15 protein-coding genes are annotated in these 17757 nt (G+C 74.9%); 3 read left to right on the top strand and 12 right to left on the bottom strand.

The genetic code is table 11. The annotated features are described in order from the left end of the window. Positions 1 to 4: 4 nt before the first annotated feature. The 9 genes from ABD774_RS01880 to ABD774_RS01920 all read right to left on the bottom strand — a co-directional run bounded on the left by ABD774_RS01880 (position 5) and on the right by ABD774_RS01920 (position 9624). Complete coding sequence (locus ABD774_RS01880; RefSeq protein ID WP_345037014.1) at positions 5 to 817, bottom strand: prepilin peptidase; 813 nt, start codon at positions 815 to 817, stop codon at positions 5 to 7. A gap of 13 nt (positions 818 to 830) precedes the next feature. Next, positions 831 to 1802, bottom strand: a complete 972-nt coding sequence (locus tag ABD774_RS01885; protein WP_345037016.1) for a shikimate dehydrogenase — start codon at positions 1800 to 1802, stop codon at positions 831 to 833. A gap of 237 nt (positions 1803 to 2039) precedes the next feature. After that, complete coding sequence (mltG, locus tag ABD774_RS01890; RefSeq protein ID WP_345037019.1) at positions 2040 to 3203, bottom strand: endolytic transglycosylase MltG; 1164 nt, start codon at positions 3201 to 3203, stop codon at positions 2040 to 2042. Then, entirely contained in the window at positions 3200 to 3808 is a 609-nt protein-coding gene (gene ruvX, locus ABD774_RS01895) for a Holliday junction resolvase RuvX (RefSeq protein WP_345037021.1), read from the bottom strand. The genes mltG and ruvX overlap by 4 nt, the downstream gene beginning before the upstream one ends. Continuing rightward, a complete protein-coding gene (alaS, locus tag ABD774_RS01900; protein ID WP_345037023.1) occupies positions 3805 to 6507 on the bottom strand; it encodes an alanine--tRNA ligase in 2703 nt (900 codons plus the stop codon). The genes ruvX and alaS overlap by 4 nt, the downstream gene beginning before the upstream one ends. 112 nt (positions 6508 to 6619) lie before the next feature. Then, positions 6620 to 7012, bottom strand: a complete 393-nt coding sequence (locus ABD774_RS01905; RefSeq protein WP_345037025.1) for a hypothetical protein — start codon at positions 7010 to 7012, stop codon at positions 6620 to 6622. Continuing rightward, positions 7009 to 7365 carry a DUF948 domain-containing protein gene (locus ABD774_RS01910; protein WP_248255947.1) on the bottom strand — a complete coding sequence of 119 codons (357 nt, stop codon included), beginning with the start codon at positions 7363 to 7365 and terminating at the stop codon, positions 7009 to 7011. The genes ABD774_RS01905 and ABD774_RS01910 overlap by 4 nt, the downstream gene beginning before the upstream one ends. Before the next feature lie 149 nt (positions 7366 to 7514). Continuing rightward, the gene (rpsD, locus tag ABD774_RS01915) at positions 7515 to 8138 is read right to left on the bottom strand and encodes a 30S ribosomal protein S4 (protein ID WP_345037029.1); all 624 of its coding nucleotides are present in this window, start codon (positions 8136 to 8138) and stop codon (positions 7515 to 7517) included. A 133-nt stretch (positions 8139 to 8271) separates the two neighbouring features. Beyond that, complete coding sequence (locus ABD774_RS01920) at positions 8272 to 9624, bottom strand: replication-associated recombination protein A (protein WP_345037031.1); 1353 nt, start codon at positions 9622 to 9624, stop codon at positions 8272 to 8274. A 229-nt stretch (positions 9625 to 9853) separates the two neighbouring features. Between ABD774_RS01920 and ABD774_RS01925 the strand changes: the two genes are divergently transcribed. From ABD774_RS01925 to ABD774_RS01935, 3 genes are all read left to right on the top strand, one after another. Next, positions 9854 to 12124 (top strand): MMPL family transporter, encoded by a 2271-nt coding sequence (locus ABD774_RS01925; protein WP_345037034.1) that lies wholly within the window; start codon positions 9854 to 9856, stop codon positions 12122 to 12124. A gap of 272 nt (positions 12125 to 12396) precedes the next feature. Continuing rightward, on the top strand, positions 12397 to 14334 hold the full coding sequence (locus ABD774_RS01930; protein WP_345037036.1) for an FAD/NAD(P)-binding protein: 1938 nt from the start codon (positions 12397 to 12399) through the stop codon (positions 14332 to 14334). A 91-nt stretch (positions 14335 to 14425) separates the two neighbouring features. Continuing rightward, the gene (locus tag ABD774_RS01935; protein ID WP_345037039.1) at positions 14426 to 14689 is read left to right on the top strand and encodes a hypothetical protein; all 264 of its coding nucleotides are present in this window, start codon (positions 14426 to 14428) and stop codon (positions 14687 to 14689) included. Between the two features lie 15 nt (positions 14690 to 14704). Here the strand turns inward: ABD774_RS01935 and ABD774_RS01940 are convergent, their stop codons facing one another. The 3 genes from ABD774_RS01940 to ABD774_RS01950 all read right to left on the bottom strand — a co-directional run bounded on the left by ABD774_RS01940 (position 14705) and on the right by ABD774_RS01950 (position 17722). Continuing rightward, positions 14705 to 15325 (bottom strand): L-threonylcarbamoyladenylate synthase, encoded by a 621-nt coding sequence (locus ABD774_RS01940; RefSeq protein WP_345037637.1) that lies wholly within the window; start codon positions 15323 to 15325, stop codon positions 14705 to 14707. Between the two features lie 88 nt (positions 15326 to 15413). Next, complete coding sequence (locus ABD774_RS01945) at positions 15414 to 16868, bottom strand: glycoside hydrolase family 3 N-terminal domain-containing protein (protein ID WP_345037041.1); 1455 nt, start codon at positions 16866 to 16868, stop codon at positions 15414 to 15416. Then, positions 16865 to 17722 carry a GNAT family N-acetyltransferase gene (locus ABD774_RS01950; protein WP_345037043.1) on the bottom strand — a complete coding sequence of 286 codons (858 nt, stop codon included), beginning with the start codon at positions 17720 to 17722 and terminating at the stop codon, positions 16865 to 16867. Before ABD774_RS01950 ends, ABD774_RS01945 begins: the two co-directional genes overlap by 4 nt. Between the last annotated feature and the right edge of the window lie 35 nt (positions 17723 to 17757).

Below are 17757 nucleotides of genomic sequence, written 5' to 3' on the forward strand. Positions count from 1 at the left end.
TCCCTCAGTAAGGCAGGGCGTCCGCGAGGGCCCCGGCTGTCGCCGCGGCCGCACCGAGCAGCATCCAGGGACCGAAGGCGAAGGCCGACTTCCGGCCGGCCCTGCCGACGAGCAGCAGCCCCGACGCGAAGATGCCACCGAGGACGAAGGCGACCACGGGACCGGCGAGGACGGCGGACCAGCCGAACCACCCGAGCCACAGCCCGAGGAGCCCGCCCAGCTTGACGTCCCCCAGGCCGAGACCCCCGGCGCGGGCGAGCCCGAGCAGCAGGTAGCCGGTCGCGGACGCGAGCCCGGCCAGGACGGCCCGACCGAGCGTGCCCGGTTGCCCCGTGACGGCGGCCGCGAGCGTGAGCGTCAGGAGCAGCCAGCAGACGCCGGGCCCGACGAGCCGGTCCGGGAGGCGGTGGGTCCGCACGTCGATCACGGTGAGCACCACGGCCAGCGCGGCCAGGCCCGCTCCCCCGGCGACGACCGCCCAGTGCTGGCCGGCCAGCCCGGCCACGGCACCCGCGCCGACGACCCCGGCGACCATGAACGTCGGACCGCGGACGCCTGGGGGCAGACCCGCGCGGGAGTCGTCGTCCTCGGGAAGGGACGTGGAGGCTGGCCCCGAGGCCACCTGGCCCGGGACCGGGGCCGCGTCGACCTGGGCCACGTCGCCCGGCACCGGGATCACGTCAGCCGGGACCGTGGCCGCGTCGCGCGGCACCGGGGTCACATCGGCCGGTGGCGTGGTGTCCCGGCCGCCCGAGGTCGCAGCCGGGGACCCGGTGGCTCGGCCGCCGGCCGTGGCCGCCGGGTCGTCCTCACTCACGGCCACCTCTTCCTCACGCACGGGCAGGGAGGTCGAAGACGGCTGGCGAGTCGGCCACCTGGTGACCTGCGTGGCGCCGGTCGAGCTCGGCCAGCAGGGACGCCCGCATGACGGAGACGTCCGGCGTTCGGCCGGTGAACAGGCGCACCTGCGCCTCCGCCTGGTGCAGCAGCATCGCCCACCCCGGCGCGACGGCACCGCCCGCCGCGCGCCACGCGGCGGCGAGCGGCGTCGGCCAGGGGTCGTACACGACGTCCAGCAGGACCGCCCCGGCGAGGGCGTCCGCGCTGCCGTCCAGCCTGTTGGCCAGGGCCGCGGCCACGTCGTCGGCCACCCCGGAGGGCACGGAGGAGACCACCACGTCCGAGGCGAGCAGCGCCTCCGCAGCGACCTCGGCGGACGTCCAGGAACGGTGCGTCGTGCTGACCCCCATGCGGTGGGCGGCGGCCGCGGCGGAACCCGGACCCGCCACCGACCGGGCCACGAGCGTTGTGCTGGTGACGCCCAGCTCGCCGAACGCCGCCAGGGCGGACGAGGCGGTCGCCCGCGCACCGAGGACCACCGGCCGTTGCGGGCGCCAGTCGGGCGGAGCCACCTCGCGCAGGGCCGCGACGATGCCCTGGACGTCGGTGTTGAACCCCACCAACGGGCCCGTCTCCCCGTTCCGGCCGGGCTGGACCACCAGCGTGTTCACCGCCCCGGTCACCTCCGCGAGCGGATCGACGACGTCCAGCAGCGGGATGACCGCCTGCTTGAGCGGCATGGTCAGGGACAGGCCGCCCCACGTCCCGTCGAGCTGCTCCAGGACAGCGGGGAGCTCACCGGCCGTGACGTCCTGCAGCCCGTAGGCCCAGCCGGTCAGACCCAGCTGGGCGTACGCTGCGCGGTGCAGCGTCGGTGACAGCGAGTGCCGCACGGGGTGCCCCAGCACCGCGGCGCGCCGCTCGACCCCCCCAGCCCGCAGATCCTGCCCCACCACCGACATGTGCGTCCCTCCTCGCGACTGCTGACGGCACAGGTCTACCAGCAGCACGCGCGCCGGCGGCGGCCCGGTCCACAGCCGCGGACAGGGCGATCCGCCGTACGACAGGCACGCTCCGCGCCGCAGCTGTGCCGGGCCGCTGCTGCAGCGGCCCGGCACAGGTGCGGCGCGGGAAGAGGGACGGGCGACGCCGGTCGGCCCGGCTCACGCGCCCGTGGCACGGGGTGACAGCGTCAGGGGTCAGCCGTCAGACTGCGGGTTCTCCTCGAGCCACTTGCGCAGCTCGGCCACGTTGGCGTTGTGCTCCTCGAGCGTGGCGGCGAACTTCGTCTCCCCCGTGTCGAGGTTGACCGTGGCGAAGTAGAGCCAGTCGCCGGCCGGCGGCTTGAGCACCGCGTCGATCGCTGCGGCGCCGGGCGCACCGATCGCCGTCGGCGGCAGCCCCGGATGCAGGTAGGTGTTGTACGGGGTGTCCTTGTCGAGATCGGCCTGCGTGGGCACGCCGCCGACCTTGCCGAGGCCGTAGAGCACAGTGGAGTCCATCTGCAGGCGCCCGTTGACCTCGCCGTCGTCGGCCAGCCGGTTCTCGATGACCCGGGCGACGTGCCCGTAGTACTCCGGCAGGTTCACCTCGCGCTCGACGATGGAGGCCTTGGTCAGGACGGCCTGGCGCTGGTCGGCGGGCACTCCGCGCTCGTCCAGCCGGGAGACCGTCTGCTTGACCATGGTCGACAGGATCGCCGCCGCGTCGTCGCTGGGCTGGAAGGAGTAGGTCGCCGCGGCGAGCCACCCCTCCGGCTTGCCGCCCGCCTCTGCGGGCAGACCGATGGCCGCCGGGTCGGCCGCCGCCGCCTCGACCTCCTCGATGGGGATCTGGGCGACGTTGGCGATGCGCTCGTAGACGTGGTCGGCGTGGAAACCCTCGGGCACCGTGATGGTGACCTCGGCCTTGTTGGCCGGGTCCAGAAGGGCGACGACGGCGTCGGCAGCCGCCATCTCCTTGAGGAGGGTGTAGGTCCCGGGCTGGATGCGCGAGGCGTTGACGTTCTCGCCGAACGCGCCGGTGAAGGCGCGCTGGGAGGCCACCACGCCGGCCTCCTGGAGGATCGCGCCGATCTCTGCGCCGGAGGCGCCGGAGGGGATCACGACCTCGACCTCGCCCTGCCCGGGCCCCGGGAAGTCCTCGGCCGCCGTCGTCGGGCGGTCGGCGATGGCGTCGCGCACCTTCGGGAACGCCCAGACCGAGAGGGCGGCGACCAGCACGACGGCGATCGTCATGACGATCAGCGAACGACGTCGCCGCTGGCGACGCCGGGCCTCGCGGGCGCGGCGGTGCTCCCGCCGCTCCCGGCGGGGCTCGACGTGCTCCTCCTGCACCTGCGCGCCCTGGAAGAGGTCGTTCACCCGTGCTCTCCGTCCTTCGCCGGTGCCTGCGGGCGGACAACCTCGCCGGCAGGCGTCCCGGAGCGTCTCTCGATCTCGAGGGCCTGTTCCACGATCATCACCGCGGCGACCTGGTCGACCACCTCACGGTGCCGCCGGCCGGGCCGGCCGGAGGCGTGCAGCGCCTGGTGGGCGCTGACGGTGGTCAGCCTTTCGTCGACCAGCCGTACCGGGACGGGGTCGACGGCCGCCGCGACCCGCACAGCGTACCCGCGAGCCGCCTGAGCCGACTTCCCCTCGGCGCCGGACAGGCTGCGCGGCAGGCCCACCAGCACCTCCATCGCCTCGTGCTCGCGCACGAGGTCGGCGATCTCACCGACGTCGCCACCGTCCTTGCGGCGGGCGACGGTGCGGACGGGGAGCGCGAGGATGCCCGCGGCGTCGCACCGGGCCACCCCGACGCGGACCGTGCCGACGTCGATCCCGAGGCGCACGCCGCGGCGCAGGGCCGGCGTGACGTCCCCGGCAGGCTGAGCGCCGGCTGTCTCGGCGCCGGGCGGCACGGCCCGGGCCGGATCGAACCCGTCCGGCGCGGGCGTCCCGCCCGTCGTCGGTGCGTCGGTCATGCGCCCACCAGGGTCGCGACCTCGCCCCGGACCGCGTCCAGCGCCTTCCCGAGAGCGGCCGCGTCGGTCCCGCCGCCCTGGGCGACGTCGTCCTTGCCGCCTCCGCCGCCGCCGAGAGTGGTCGCGGCGATCTTCACGAGGGCGCCGGCCCGCACCCCCGCCTCGCGGGCGGTGGGGTTCGTGGCGACGACCACGGCGGGCCTGCCCTTGGCCACCCCGCCGACCGCGACGACGGCGGGGGCGGAGTCGCCCAGCCGGGCCCGCACGTCGAGGGCGAGGGTACGCAGGTCGTCCGCCGAGGCGACCTCACCGGCGTCGTGGGTCACGACGCGGGTGGGACCGACCGCCTCCGCGGCGTCGGCGACCCGGCCGGCGGCGGCGAGGAGCTGGCCCTGGCGGAGGGCCGCCAGCTCCTTCTCCGCGGCCTTGAGCCGGTTCATGAGCGCGTCGACCCGCTCGGGCAGCTCGTCCGGACGGCCGCCGACGATCCCCGTGACCTGGCTGACGAGCGCGTGCTCCTTGGCCTGGAAGCCGTAGGCGCCGGCCCCGACGAGGGCGTCCACGCGCCGCACGCCCGAACCGATGGACGCCTCGCCCAGCAGGGTGACGAGGCCGAGCGCACCGGTGGCGGAGACGTGGGTGCCACCGCAGAGCTCCTTGGACCAGTCGCCGCCGATGGAGACGACGCGCACCCGCCGGCCGTACTTCTCGCCGAAGAGCGCCATCGCGCCGGCGGCGCGGGCCTCGTCGATGTCCATGATGGCGTCGGTGACCTCGAGGTTCTCCGCGAGCTGGGTGTTGACCCGCTCCTCGATCTCGTTCAGCACGTCGCCGGGAACGGCCGAGCCGTGCCGGAAGTCGAACCGGAGCCGGGACGGGGCGTTCTCCGAGCCCGCCTGGGTGGCCTGGTCGCCGAGGTGCTCGTGCAGCGCCTTGTGCACCATGTGGGTGGCGGTGTGGGCGCGCGCGATGGCCTTGCGGCGCGCGGTGTCGATCGCCGCCACGCCCTTCTCGTCGAGGGTCAGCGTGCCCTCGGTGAGGCGGCCGCGGTGGACCGAGAGGCCCTTGATGGGCGCCTGGACGTCCGCGACGTCGACGATCGCCCCGCCCTCGAATGCAATGGTGCCCTGGTCCGCGAGCTGCCCGCCCGCCTCGGCGTAGAACGGGGTGCGGTCCAGGACGATCTCGACGTCCGCCGGCGCCGCGGCGGTCGGGGCGGGCCGGCCGTCGACGAGCAGGCCGACGAGGCGGGCCTCCGCCGTCGCGTCGGTGTAGCCGAGGAACTGCACCGGGCCGCCGAGGCGCTCCTGCAGGTCCGCGTAGAGCGAGGTGTCGACGTGGCCGGTCTTCTTGGCGAGCGCGTCGGCGCGGGCGCGCTGGCGCTGCTCGTCCATCAGCTCGCGGAAGCCGGCCTCGTCCACGCTCACGCCGTGCTCGGCCGCCATCTCGAGGGTGAGGTCGATCGGGAAGCCGTAGGTGTCGTGGAGGGTGAACGCCTCCCTGCCGCCGAGGACCGGCGCCTTGGTCGAGGCCTGCTTCGCCTTGGCGACGGCGGTGTCCAGGATCGTGGTGCCCGAGACGAGGGTGCGGCGGAACGCCTCCTCCTCCTCGTAGGCGACCTGGGAGATCCGGTCGAAGTCGGCCTCGATGTTGGGGTAGGACGCCTTCATCGCGTCCCTGGAGACGGGCAGCAGGGAGGGCAGGCTCGGCTCGTCGACGCCGAGCAGACGCATGGAGCGGACCGCGCGGCGGATCAGCCGGCGCAGGACGTAGCCGCGGCCGTCGTTCGCGGGGCGGACGCCGTCGCCGATGAGCATCAGCGCGGAGCGCACGTGGTCGGCCACCACGCGCAGGCGCACGTCGTCGGGGGCCTGGCTGTTCGCGCCGAGGGTGTAGGTCTTGCCGGAGAGCTGCTCGGCGGCCGAGATGACGGGGAAGACCTCGTCGATCTCGTACATGTTCTCCTTGCCCTGGAGCAGGTACGCCACGCGCTCGAGGCCGAGGCCGGTGTCGATGGCCTTGCTCTCGAGCTCGCCGAGGAGCGGGTAGTCCTTGCCCCGGCCCTCCCCGCGCAGGTACTGGTCGAAGACCAGGTTCCACACCTCGAGGTAGCGGTCGCCGCCCGGGTCGACGGTGCCGCCCTCGGCGTCGGGACCGTACTTGGGGCCGCGGTCGTAGTGGAACTCGGCGCACGGGCCCGCGGGCCCGGGCTGGCCGGTGTCCCAGAAGTTCTCCTCGCGCGGCAGGCGCACGATGTGGGCCGGGTCGACGCCGACCTTGGCCAGGGCGTCACGGGCCTCGGCGTCCTGGTCCCAGATCGTCACCCAGAGGCGGTCGCCGTCGAGGCCGTAGCCGCCGTCGTCCTGCGAGCCGGTCAGCAGCTCCCAGGCGTAGTCGATGGCGCCCTGCTTGAAGTAGTCCCCGAACGAGAAGTTGCCGCACATCTGGAAGAAGGTGCCGTGGCGGGTGGTCTTGCCGACGTTCTCGATGTCGTTGGTGCGGATGCACTTCTGCACGCTGGCGGCCCGCGGCCACGGCGCCTTCTCCGTGCCCACGATGTAGGGGATGAAGGGCACCATGCCGGCGATCGTGAACAGGATCGAGGGGTCCGGCGAGACCAGCGACGCGCTCGGCACGACCTGGTGGTCGTTCTTGGCGAAGTAGTCCAGCCAGCGGGTGCGGATCTCGGCGGTGCGCATGTTTCCTCGGGTCAGTGGGGCGGGTGGCGGGTGGCGGCAGGTTGCCGGTCGGAGCCGGAGGTCACCGCGGGTGGCGGTGGTCCGCCGGGGGGTCGGAGGCGACGACGCCGGCTCAGAACGCGTAGGGCAGGTCGTCCCCGGCGTCGGCCGGGCTGACGGCGCCCGTCGGGCCAGCGTGGGTGCCGGCCGGAGCGGCGTGGGTGCCGGCCGGAGCGGCGTGGGCGCCGGCCGGAGCGGCGTGGGTGCCGGCCGGGACCGCGCCGAAGCCACGGCCGGTGGACCGGCGGGCGACGACGTCTGCCCGGGCGGCCGCGACGGCGTCATCGTCGGGGATGAGGGCGGCGCGCAGCTCGGCCTCACGCTGCCGGTAGGCGGCGGCGAAGTCCTCGGGCAGGGCGCGCAGACGGTCCAGGACCGACGGCGCACGGCCCGCGGCGAGCAGGATCGCGGTGCCGGCGAGCGTGACGCCGAGAAGGCCGACGCCGAGGAGCACCCTGGGGTTCATCGCTCCCGTCCCTTCCCGCCCAGGACGCTGCGGACGGCGTAGGAGAACGCGGACAGCTTGATGAGCGGCCCGCCGACGGTGGCCGAGACCAGCGTGGTGAGCGCGGAGACGTCCTCGGTGACCTGCGCGGCCGAGGTGGTGATGGTGTCGACCTTCTCGAGCTGACCGTTGGTCGCCCGGATCGTCTGGGCGGCCTCGTCGATCGCGGGGAGGGTGTGCTCGGTGAGCTGCCGGACGGTGCCGCGGGCCTCGTCGAGGACCTTGCCGAGCTTGAGCAGGGGCACGGCGAGGAAGATCACCAGCGCCACGAACGCGATCGCAGCGATCAGGCCGGCGATGTCACCGACGGACATAAGGGCTCCTTGAGGACGAGGGTCAGACCCGGCGTGCGGCCCCACCTGGGCCGACGCCGCCTGGAGGAATCTACCCTCTTCACGGCGACGCCCCGGGAACCGGCGTGGTGAGCCGGCTGCCCGGGGCGCAGCGGTGGGACGAGATCAGGTCAGCGCGAGTAGTACTCGACGACCAGCTGCTCGTTGCAGGTCACGGGGACCTCGGCGCGCTTCGGGCGGCGGACCAGCTCGGCGCGCAGCTTCTCGACCTGGACGTCGAGGTAGGCCGGCACGTTGGGCAGCACGTCGCGGTGGGCGCCGGCAGCGGCGACCTGGAACGGCACGGTGGCCTGGGACTTCGGCTTGACCTGGATGACCTGGCCGGGCTTGACGCGGAAGGAGGGGCGGTCGACGAGCTTGCCGTCCACGAGGATGTGGCGGTGCACGACGGCCTGGCGGGCCTGGGCGATGGTACGGGCGAAGCCCGAGCGCAGGACGAGCGCGTCGAGGCGCATCTCGAGCAGCTCGACGAGGGACTCACCGGTCAGGAACTGCTCGCGGCGGGCCTCCTCGAAGACGCGCTGGAGCTGTGCCTCGCGGATGCCGTACTGCGCGCGGAGACGCTGCTTCTCCTTGAGACGGACGGCGTAGTCGGACTCGGTGCGGCGACGGGCGCGGCCGTGCTCACCGGGGCCGTACGGCCGCTTCTCGAAGTACTTGACGGCCTTGGGGGTCAGGGCGATGCCCAGGGCGCGGGAAAGGCGCACCTGACGGCGCGTGCGGCTCACTGCCATGTCTTGTTGACTTCCTGTCGTTGTGACGTCACACCGGCGACGGCGGTTGCCGCCCGGCGCGGGGTCGACCCGATGGCCATGACCCCAGGGGAGCGCCCGCACCAGAGCGCGGGCAACCGGAAAAGCCTAGCATCTACCGGCCGAGCAGCTGCCTGATGCGCTCCAGGCGCGCTGTGATCTCGCGCTCGTGACCGTGACCGGTGGGGCGGTAGTAGCGGGCGTCGACCAGGTCGTCGGGGGCGTACTGCTGCGCCGCGATGCCGTGCGGCTGGTCGTGTGAGTAGACGTAGCCGAGCCCGTGGCCGTGGCCCTCGGCCCCGGCGTAGTGGGCGTCGCGCAGGTGCGCCGGGACGGGCGCGACCTTGCCCGCGCGCACGTCGGCGATGGCGGCGTCGACCGCCTTGTACGCGGCGTTGGACTTGGGCGCGGTCGCCACGTGCACGACCGCCTCGGCGAGGATGATCCGCGCCTCCGGCATCCCGATGAGCGACACGGCCTGCGCGGCGGCCACCGCCGTCTGCAAGGCGGACGGGTCCGCCATCCCGACGTCCTCCGCCGCGGCGATGACGATGCGCCGCGCGATGAACCGCGGGTCCTCCCCCGCCACGACCATCCGGGCCAGGTAGTGCAGGGCCGCGTCGACGTCGGAGCCCCGCATGGACTTGATGAAGGCGGAGATGACGTCGTAGTGCTGGTCGCCGGCCCGGTCGTAACGCACGGCGGCGACGTCGATGGCCCGCTCGACCGACTCCAGGGTGATCGCTTCCTCGCCGGCCGCCTCCGCGGACCCAGCGGCGGCCTCGAGGATCGTGAGCGCCTTGCGGGCGTCCGCGCCGGCGAGGCGGACGAGGTGGTCGGCGGCGTCGTCGTCGAGCGTGAGGGCGCCGCCGAGCCCGCGCTCGTCGGTCAGCGCCCGTGCGACCAGGGAGCGCACGTGCTCCTCCGCGAGCGGGCGCAGCGTGAGCAGGAGCGAGCGGGACAGCAGCGGCGAGATGACCGAGAAGCTGGGGTTCTCCGTGGTGGCGGCCACCAGGGTGACCCACCGGTTCTCCACGGACGGCAGCAGGGCGTCCTGCTGGGTCTTGGAGAAGCGGTGGACCTCGTCGATGAAGAGGACGGTCTCCTCCCCCGAGGTGACGAGGCGGCGCCGGGCGTCCTCGACGACGCCGCGGACGTCCTTCACGCCGGCCGTGACGGCGGACAGCTCGGTGAAGCGCCGGCCCGAGCCGTGCGCGACGAGGTAGGCGAGGGTGGTCTTGCCGGTGCCCGGCGGGCCCCACAGCACCACGGACGACGGCGCGATCCGCCGTCGTCCCTCCGGGACCGGCTCCACCAGGCGGCGCAGCGGCGAGCCCGGCTCGAGGAGGTGGTCCTGCCCGAGCACCTCGTCCAGGGTGGCCGGGCGCATGCGCACGGCGAGCGGCGCACCCTGCCGGACGGCGGGCACGCCCGCGTCGTCGGCTCCGGCCGCCTCGAAGAGATCCACCGGTCCAGGCTAGTCGGGCCGTCGCGGTGGTCCTCCCCACCGCCCGGCTCTCGACGGCGGTCGGGTGCGGCTCCGCCCGGCTCGCCGGTCGGAGTCGCGGCTCGGCGCGGCGCCCTCCTCGCCGGACGGGGTCGCAGGCTGGCGCGGCGCCCTCCTCGCCGGACGGGGTCGCGGGCCGGCGCGGCGCCCTCGTGCCGGAGGAGCGCCGCGGGATGGGAAACTGGACGGTGTGTTCGCCCTGATCGGCCGGCTTGTGACCCGGCACCCGCGCACCGTCATCGTCGGCTGGGTCGTGCTCGCCCTCTTCTCCGGCGTCGCGGCGCTGACCGGGTTCGCCGGCCAGGGTCTCTTCGAACGGCTGCAGACCGGCGCCCCGGTCGTTCCCGGCTCGGAGAGCGCGCGCGCCCAGGAGATCCTCGACGAGGAGGGTGAGGGCGGGCCGCAGATCTCCCTCGTCGTCCGGGGCGCCGACCTCACCGACCAGGCGGCGGTCCCGGAGCTGACGGCGGCGCTCGACCCGGCACGGGCGGACCTGGCCGAGATCGACGGCGTCGCCTCCGTGGTCGACCCGTTCGTCCTGCCCCAGGGGCTGGCGAACCCCGCCGCCGCCGGGCTCGTCTCGGCCGACCGGGACGGCTTCCTCATGGCGGTGGTGCTCGAGGAGGCGCTCGACGACGGCGCCGAGGAGAGCGCGCACGACGCCGTCGTCGAGCGGCTCCGTCAGGTGCCCGGCGACCTGGCGGACGTCGCGCCCGGCGCGGAGGGCATCGTCAGCTCCACCCCGCTGATCGCCGACTCGATCGTCGAGCAGGTCCAGGAGGACCTGGTCAGCGGCGAGGCGTTCGCCATCCCGCTGGCCCTGCTCATCATGGTGGTGGTGTTCGGCGGGTTCCTCGCCGCCGGCCTGCCGATCGTCGGCGCCGTCGTCTCCATCGTCGGCGGCCTCGGGATCCTCCTGGCGCTCACCTACTCGGTGGACGTCGACTCCTTCGTGGTCAACGTCATCACCGTCATGAGCATGGCGCTGTCGATCGACTACGGCCTGCTGGTCGTCTCGCGCTACCGCGAGGAGCTGCACCGGCTCGGCGACGTCGAGCCCGCCGCCCTCCCGACGGCGGTCAGGGCGCGGCGCCGCCGGCGGCCGGGGCACGACCCCGTGCTCATCGAGGCGGTCCGCACGACCGTGGCGACCGCGGGGCGGACGGTCGTCTTCTCCGCCCTGACGGTCGCGTTCTCGATCGCCGGCCTGCTGCTGATGCGCCCCGAGGTGCTCAAGGCGATCGCCGTCGCCGGAATCGCGTCGGTGCTGCTGGCCGTCGCGTGCGCCGTGACGCTCGTCCCCGCGATCCTGCTGCTGCTCGGCGACCGCATGCGCAAGCCCTCGGTCCTCTCCCGCGTCCCCGGCCTGCGGGTCCTCGTGCGCGGGTTGGGCGACGTCGCGCCGCGCGACGGCATGTTCTCCCGCCTGGCCCGCCGCGTGCACGCCCACCCCTGGGCGTTCATGCTCGGCTCGCTGGCGGTCCTGGTGGTGCTCGCCTCCCCCGTGCTGGGACTGTCGATGCGCAGCGCGACCACCGAGCTGCTGCCGGAGGACTCCGACCAGCGCGACTACATCGCGGCCCTCGCGGAGGACTACCCCGGCTCGCGCACGCCCGAGATCGTCGTGGTGGCGGACGCAGCACCGGGCGAGGTGGCCCAGCTGCGCGAGGACGTCTCCGCCGTCGCCGCCGTCGAGATCGTCGGCGAGCCAGCCGCCTCCGGCGACCACACCGTGCTGCCGGTCTTCCTCGACGTCGACGACGCCGCGGGCGACGAGGCGACGGCGGCCGTGAAGGAGGTCCGGGCGCTGGACCCGGGCTACGACACATTCGTGACCGGTCAGGCGGCGACCCAGCTGGACTTCAACGACTCCCTGGTCGAGGGGCTCCCGGTGGCCGGCGCCGTCGTCGTCCTCGCGATCTTCGTCCTGCTCTTCCTCATGACCGGCTCGGTGCTCGTCCCGCTCAAGGCCCTGGTGGTCAACCTCCTCTCGCTGGCGGCCTCCCTCGGCGTGACCGTGTGGATCTTCCAGGGCGGGCACCTCACCGGCCTGCTCGGCTTCACCCCGGTCGAGGGCCTGGAGTCCTACGTGGTGGCGATCGCCGTGGCCTTCGGCTTCGGCCTGGCCATGGACTACGAGGTCTTCCTGCTCTCGCGCATCAAGGAGTACTGGGACGCGGGCAGCACCAACGACGAGGCCGTCGAGCGGGGCCTGCAGCGCTCGGGCCGCATCATCACCTCCGCCGCGCTGATCATGGTCGCGGTCTTCGCCGGGTTCATCACCGGCGAGCTCATCGTCATCAAGCAGGCGGGCGTCGCGCTGGCCGTGACCGTGCTCGTCGACGCCACGCTCGTGCGGATGCTGCTCGTGCCCGCCACCATGACCCTCCTGGGCCGGTGGAACTGGTGGGCGCCCGCGCCGATGCGGCGGGTCTACGAGAAGTTCAGGATCGTCCACTGACCTGCCGGTCCTGACCCGACTGCGGGTCAACGCCCCGGGCGGGGCCGCCTCGGTGCTCGCCGTCGTCGCGCTCGCCCGGTGGCAGCGGGGCTTCCTGGCCTACGACGCGCGTCGCCCGGTGCCCTGACGCGCCCGCCGACGGCGGACGTGCGCTGTCCTCATGGTGAGATCCCGCCCGGGGCGCTTTGTGCGGGCCCGGGGAGGGCCACGAGGGTGGAACGTGCCGGCCCTGTCGGTCTCACCCCAGCCACACCCAGCGAGCGGAAGCACCGATGAGCCTGAGCACCGACCTGGTCGGGCAGCAGCACACCCACACCTCCCCCGACGGCGCGGGTGCGCAGGGCGGTGCGGACGTGCATGACGTCGTCGTGGTCGGCGGGGGGCCGCGCGGCGTCTCGGTGGTCGAACGGCTCACGGCCCGGCACGAGGGGCCCGACCCGCTGCGCGTCGCCCTGGTGGACGCGGTGGAGGTCGGCGCGGGCGCCACGTGGCGCACCGACCAGACGCCGCACTTCCTGAACAACACCTACGCCGCGCACACCACCGTCTACCCCGACGACTCGACCCCGATGGACGGTCCCGTCACGCCCGGCCCGGACCTCGTCGCCTGGGCGGCCTCGCCGGAGGCGCCCGCGGACCGGCCGGCCTGGGTGGCCGAGGAGCTGCGCGACCTGCGTCCGTGGTCCTACCCCACCCGCCGCCTGCAGGGTGTCTACTTCCGTGAGCAGCTGGCCGCCGTCGTCGCCCGCGGCCGGGTGCAGGTCACCGAGGTCGTGGGGACCGTCGTCGACGTCGCCGCCGAGGGGCCCTCCCGGGTGGTGCGCCTCGCCGACGGCCGGACCCTTCGGGGCAGGGTCGTGGTGCTGGCGCAGGGCATGGTCCAGGGCCGGCGGTCCGCCCGGACCCAGGCCCTCGCCGACGCCGCCGCCGAGCACGGGCTGGTCTACGTGGAACCCGGCATGCCGGCCGAGCGGGACTGGTCCGTCCTGCCCGAGGGCGAGCACGTGCTGGTCGCCGGCCTCGGGGCCAACTTCTTCGACGTCGTCGCCCAGCTCACCGCCGGGCGCGGAGGACGGTTCGTGGCCGGGGCGACGCCGTTCGACCTGACGTACGTCCCGTCCGGCCGGGAGCCGCACCTGCTCGTCGGGTCGCGCCGCGGCCTGCCGTACCGCAGCAAGTCGTTCTACGGCGCCCTCCCGCCGCGTTACCTCCCCAGGATCGCCACCCCGGACTGGTTCGACGAGGCGGCCCGCGTGCCCGGCCAGGACTTCGCCGCAGACCTCTGGCCCCAGCTCGCCCGCGAGCTGGTCCTCGCGCACCTGGCGACCCTGCTCGAGCGACGCCCCTCCGCGGTCCGTGCCGCGAGCACCGGCGAGCTCGTCGACCGGCTCACCGGGGTGCCGCTGGAGGACCTCAACGGTGTGGTCCAGGAGCTCGCCGACCCCGAGTGGTGGATCGACGTCACCCGCCTCGACCGGCCGGACGTCGTCCGGCCCGACGGTGCGGAGTGGGACGCCTGGGTCGAGCGCTGGCGGGCCGCCGAGCTGGACTCGATCACCAGTCCGTTGCTCAGCCCTCGCGCGGCGGTCAACCGTGCGTTTGCCGCCCTGCGTGTGCAGGTGGGCCGGCTGGTGAGCGCCGGAGCGATCGACGCCCGGTCGGTCGCGACCGACGTCCAGGGCTGGTTCGACGCCCTCGGGCTGGCGCTCGCCTCCGGCCCGCCGCCCGAGCGGACGGCGCAGCTCCTGGCGCTGGTGGAGGCCGGCGTCGTCGAGCTCGTCGGCGAGGAGATGACCGTCACCGTCGAGGGCGGCGCGTTCGTCGCGCGCTCCGCCGTCCGGGGCCGCGTGCACGGCGCGCGGGCGTTCGCCGAGACGCGCATGTCCAAGGGCCATGTCGACATCACCCACGACCCCCTGCTGCGCAGCCTGCTCGACTCCGGCCGCGCCCGCCTGCACACGCGCCGGGCACCGGACGGTGGGTCGGTGACGACGCGGTCCCTGGACGTCAGCGCGGACCGCTACCTGCTGCTGGACGCGGCCGGCGTCGCCGACGAACGCGTCGTGGTGCTCGGCATCCCGGCGGGCGACGTCCAGCCGGGCTCGGCGATCGGGGCGACCCCGGGCACGCCGTCGCCCCTCCTCGCCGGCGCCGACCGGGCCGCGGCGCACGCCCTCGAGCTCGTCCGGCCGCGCGTGCCGGTGGGCTGAGGCGGCGGCGACCCGGTTTCGACCGGCGCCCCGGGGCCCCGGCGGGTACGGTCGGCGTTCACCACACTCGTGCGCAACGCGGACGGGAGAGATGGACGACGACGTCACACCAGGACGGCACGCGCGCCGGAGCCGCAGACGCCTCGTCCGCGCGCTCGCGCTGCTGTCCGTGCTCGCCGCGCTCGTGGCCGTCCGGGCGCTCGCCGACGGTGACCCGGGTCCCCTGGCGCACGCCTTCCTGCTGGTGGCGATGCTCCTCGCCGCCCAGGCGCTGTGGTTCGAGCAGCAGCTCGAGGCCCCGGCACGTGAGCCGGTCGCCCCGGACCGGCTGTCCGCCGGCCCGGACGAGGGCTGAACGCGCGCCGTCGGGTCAGGCGAAGCGTGAGGGGTCCCCCGCGCCGGTGCGCAGGACCTCGGGCGTGCCCGACGTCAGGTCCACCACCGTGGTCGGCTCGGACGAGTCGACGTCGGAGTCCACGATCACGTCGAGCAGACCCTCGAGCTCCTCCTTGACCATCCAGCCCTCCGTCATCGGCGTCTCCTGCCCGGGCAGGATCAGCGTGCTGGAGAGCAGCGGCTCGCCCAGCTCCGCGAGCAGGGCCTGCGTGGTGCGGTGGTCGGGGATGCGCACCCCGACCGTGTGCTTCTTCGGGTGGAGCAGGCGGCGCGGAACCTCCTGCGTGCCGCGGAGGATGAAGGTGTACGGGCCCGGGGTCGCCGACTTGATGAGCCGGAACACCGCGTTGTCGACGATGACGAACTGGCCGAGCTGGGCGAAGTCCCGGCACACGAGCGTGAAGTGGTGCTTGTCGTCGAGGCGGCGCATCAGCTTGATCCGGTCCAGCCCTTCCTTGTTCCCCAGGGCGCAGCCGACGGCGTACCCGGAGTCCGTGGGGTAGGCGATCAGCCCGCCGCGGCGCACCACCTCGACCGCCTGGGCGACCAGTCGCGGCTGGGGGTCCTGCGGGTGGATCTCGAGGTAGCGGGCCATCCGCACATTGAAGCGGGTGACGGCGCCCGCGGCCACCGAGACGGCGAGCGGAACCCACGTCAGCAAGCGGCGGCGAGCGGAACCTGCGTCAGTACGCGGCGGCCACCAGGGCCTCGGCCGCCGCGGCGCCGTCGCCGACCGCCCCCGGCGGCCCGGCGGCCTCGGCGAGCTCGGACTGGTGCCGCATCATCGCGATGACCCGGCCCGCGGCCTCGTCGACCCTGGCACGTTCGAGCGTGCCGTCCCGGAGCGCGGCGACGACCCCGGCGTGGGCGACGGCGTTGTCCGCGGGGTTGAGCAGCAGGTCGGCGCCAGCCCGCAGCGCAGCGACGGCGACCTCGCCCGGGTCGCCGATCTGGGCCAGGGCCCCCATGCCGAGGCTGTCGGTCACCGTCACCCCGGCGAACTCGAGCTCCTCGCGCAGCACGCGGTACGCCTCCGGGGACAGCGACGCAGGGACCCCGGGGTCCCAGGCGGGGACGTCGACGTGCGCCACCATGACCATCGGCACACCGGCCTCGACCGCCTCGGCGAACGGCGGCAGCTCGGTGGCGGCGAGGTGCCCGGCCCCGGCCTCGTGGACCGGCAGGGCGAGGTGGGAGTCGGTGGTCAGGGACCCGTGGCCCGGGAAGTGCTTGACCGCGGGCAGGATCCCGCCCGCCAGGAGCCCGCGGACCGCCGGGACGACGGCGGCACCCACCGTGGCGGGGTCCGACCCCGCAGCCCGGGAGCCGATGGTGACGTCCTGCCCGGGCACCGTGACGTCCGCGACGGGCGCCCAGTTGACGGTCACGCCGGAGGCGCGCAGCTCGCGCGCCATCGCGGTGTGCGCGTCGCGGACGAGCCAGGGCTCCCCGGCCGCCGCCACCTCCCCGGCCACGGCGAAGGACGGGAACGACGTCCACGGCCCGACCGCCCCGGACATGCGCTGGACGAGGCCGCCCTCGTTGTCGGTGCTCACGATGGCGGGCCAGTCGCGGCCGGAGGCGGCGACGGCGTCCTGCACACCGGCGCCGAGGCTCCGGACCTGCTCGAGGGACGCCACGGAGGCGCCGGTGATCATCACGCCGGCCAGGTGCAGGTCCATGACGAGCTGCTCGGCGGTGGCGGGGTCGGTGCCGTGCAGGCGCCCGACGATCACCTGCCCGGCCACCTCCTCGTCGCTCAGCTCGGCCGCGTCGGCGGTCGCGAGGGCGACCTCGGCCGCTGTGGGCCCCCACGGGTTCTCGGGCTCGGGTGGCGCCGTCGGGGACGGGGCCGACGTCGGGGCGGGCGTCACGGCCGGGGCCGGACCCGAGGCGGGCACGGACGAGGTGCAGGCGGCGCACAGGGCGGCTGCGGCGAGGGCGACCGTTCCGACGAGAACCTGGCGGCGCCCGGTCGGGTGCCCGGTCCGTCGCCCGGTCCGTCGCCCGGTCGGGGGCTCGGCCGGGTGCCCGGTCGGGGGCTCGGCCGGGTGCCCGGTCGGCTGCCCGGTCCGTCGAGCAGTCCGGTGTCCGGTCGGGTTCCCGGTCTGGGCGGCGGGTGCGCTGCGCCAGCTCATGCCACGACCCGCAGGTTCTCGACGCGATGCCCGACCGTGAACCCCAGCGAGGTGTAGAGGTGGCGTGCGGCGTCGTTGTCGGCCCAGATGCCCAGGTGCACGAGCGGGCCGACGCCGAGGCCCCACCGGGTCAGCGCCGCGGTCATGGCGGCCGCGACCCCGCTGCGGCGCCGGGTCGGGAGCACCGTGACGGCCTCGAGGTGCACGCCGGCGCCGCCGGCCCTGGCGTGCACCGGCGGGACGTCGGCGCCCGCGACCCCGGCGAGCTCGCCGTCGTCACCGGCGAAGCCCCACCAGGTCAGCTCCTCGTCGTGGGGCCGCCTGCCACGCTCGGGATAGCCCGCGTCGAGGCAGGCGTAGACCCGGTCGAGCCGGTCCGGACCGGACAGCTCGCCGACGCGCTCCTCGCCGAGCATCGTGCGCGGCGCGACGTCCGCGACGAGCCAGTCCCACGGCCGGCCGGGTTCGAGCGCCCCGCGAGCACTGCCGGGCAGGTGCGGCCAGGTGCCGCGCGTGAGCATGACGTGCTCGACGTCGGCGGAGAGCCGGGCGCCACGGAGCGGACCGCCGGCGAGGAGGTCCGCCAGGTGCGCCGGCTCCCCCACGCCGACCAGCGAGCGCCCGGACCCGCGGGGCAGCAGCACCGCGGCGGCGCCGTGGTCCTCCCAGCGCTCGAGCGGCACCCAGCGGTGGGCGTTCGCACGGAGGAACGGCCAGTCGCCCGCGGGCGGGGCGCCCGCCGACGAGCGTGCCGGGCCGGGCGCTGCGGGGCCGGGCACTGCCGGGCCGGGCACTGCCGGGCCGGGCACTGCCGGGCCGGGCACTGCCGGGCCGGGCACTGCCGGGCCGGGCATTGCCGGGCCGGGTGCGGCGGCCGGAGCCGCCGCAC

This window comes from Georgenia daeguensis, from assembly GCF_039537705.1.
Lineage (GTDB): Bacteria > Actinomycetota > Actinomycetes > Actinomycetales > Actinomycetaceae > Georgenia > Georgenia daeguensis.

What these genes read in the sequence shown, in the direction of transcription:
- ABD774_RS01885 (WP_345037016.1), bottom strand. Translation starts at nt 1,802, where the DNA reads ATGTCGGTGGTGGGGCAGGATCTGCGGGCTGGGGGGGTCGAGCGGCGC.
- ruvX (WP_345037021.1), bottom strand. Translation starts at nt 3,808, where the DNA reads ATGACCGACGCACCGACGACGGGCGGGACGCCCGCGCCGGACGGGTTC.
- alaS (WP_345037023.1), bottom strand. Translation starts at nt 6,507, where the DNA reads ATGCGCACCGCCGAGATCCGCACCCGCTGGCTGGACTACTTCGCCAAG.
- ABD774_RS01905 (WP_345037025.1), bottom strand. Translation starts at nt 7,012, where the DNA reads ATGAACCCCAGGGTGCTCCTCGGCGTCGGCCTTCTCGGCGTCACGCTC.
- ABD774_RS01910 (WP_248255947.1), bottom strand. Translation starts at nt 7,365, where the DNA reads ATGTCCGTCGGTGACATCGCCGGCCTGATCGCTGCGATCGCGTTCGTG.
- rpsD (WP_345037029.1), bottom strand. Translation starts at nt 8,138, where the DNA reads ATGGCAGTGAGCCGCACGCGCCGTCAGGTGCGCCTTTCCCGCGCCCTG.
- ABD774_RS01930 (WP_345037036.1), top strand. Translation starts at nt 12,397, where the DNA reads ATGAGCCTGAGCACCGACCTGGTCGGGCAGCAGCACACCCACACCTCC.
- ABD774_RS01935 (WP_345037039.1), top strand. Translation starts at nt 14,426, where the DNA reads ATGGACGACGACGTCACACCAGGACGGCACGCGCGCCGGAGCCGCAGA.
- ABD774_RS01940 (WP_345037637.1), bottom strand. Translation starts at nt 15,325, where the DNA reads ATGGCCCGCTACCTCGAGATCCACCCGCAGGACCCCCAGCCGCGACTG.
- ABD774_RS01945 (WP_345037041.1), bottom strand. Translation starts at nt 16,868, where the DNA reads ATGAGCTGGCGCAGCGCACCCGCCGCCCAGACCGGGAACCCGACCGGA.
- ABD774_RS01950 (WP_345037043.1), bottom strand. Translation starts at nt 17,722, where the DNA reads ATGCCCGGCCCGGCAGTGCCCGGCCCGGCAGTGCCCGGCCCGGCAGTG.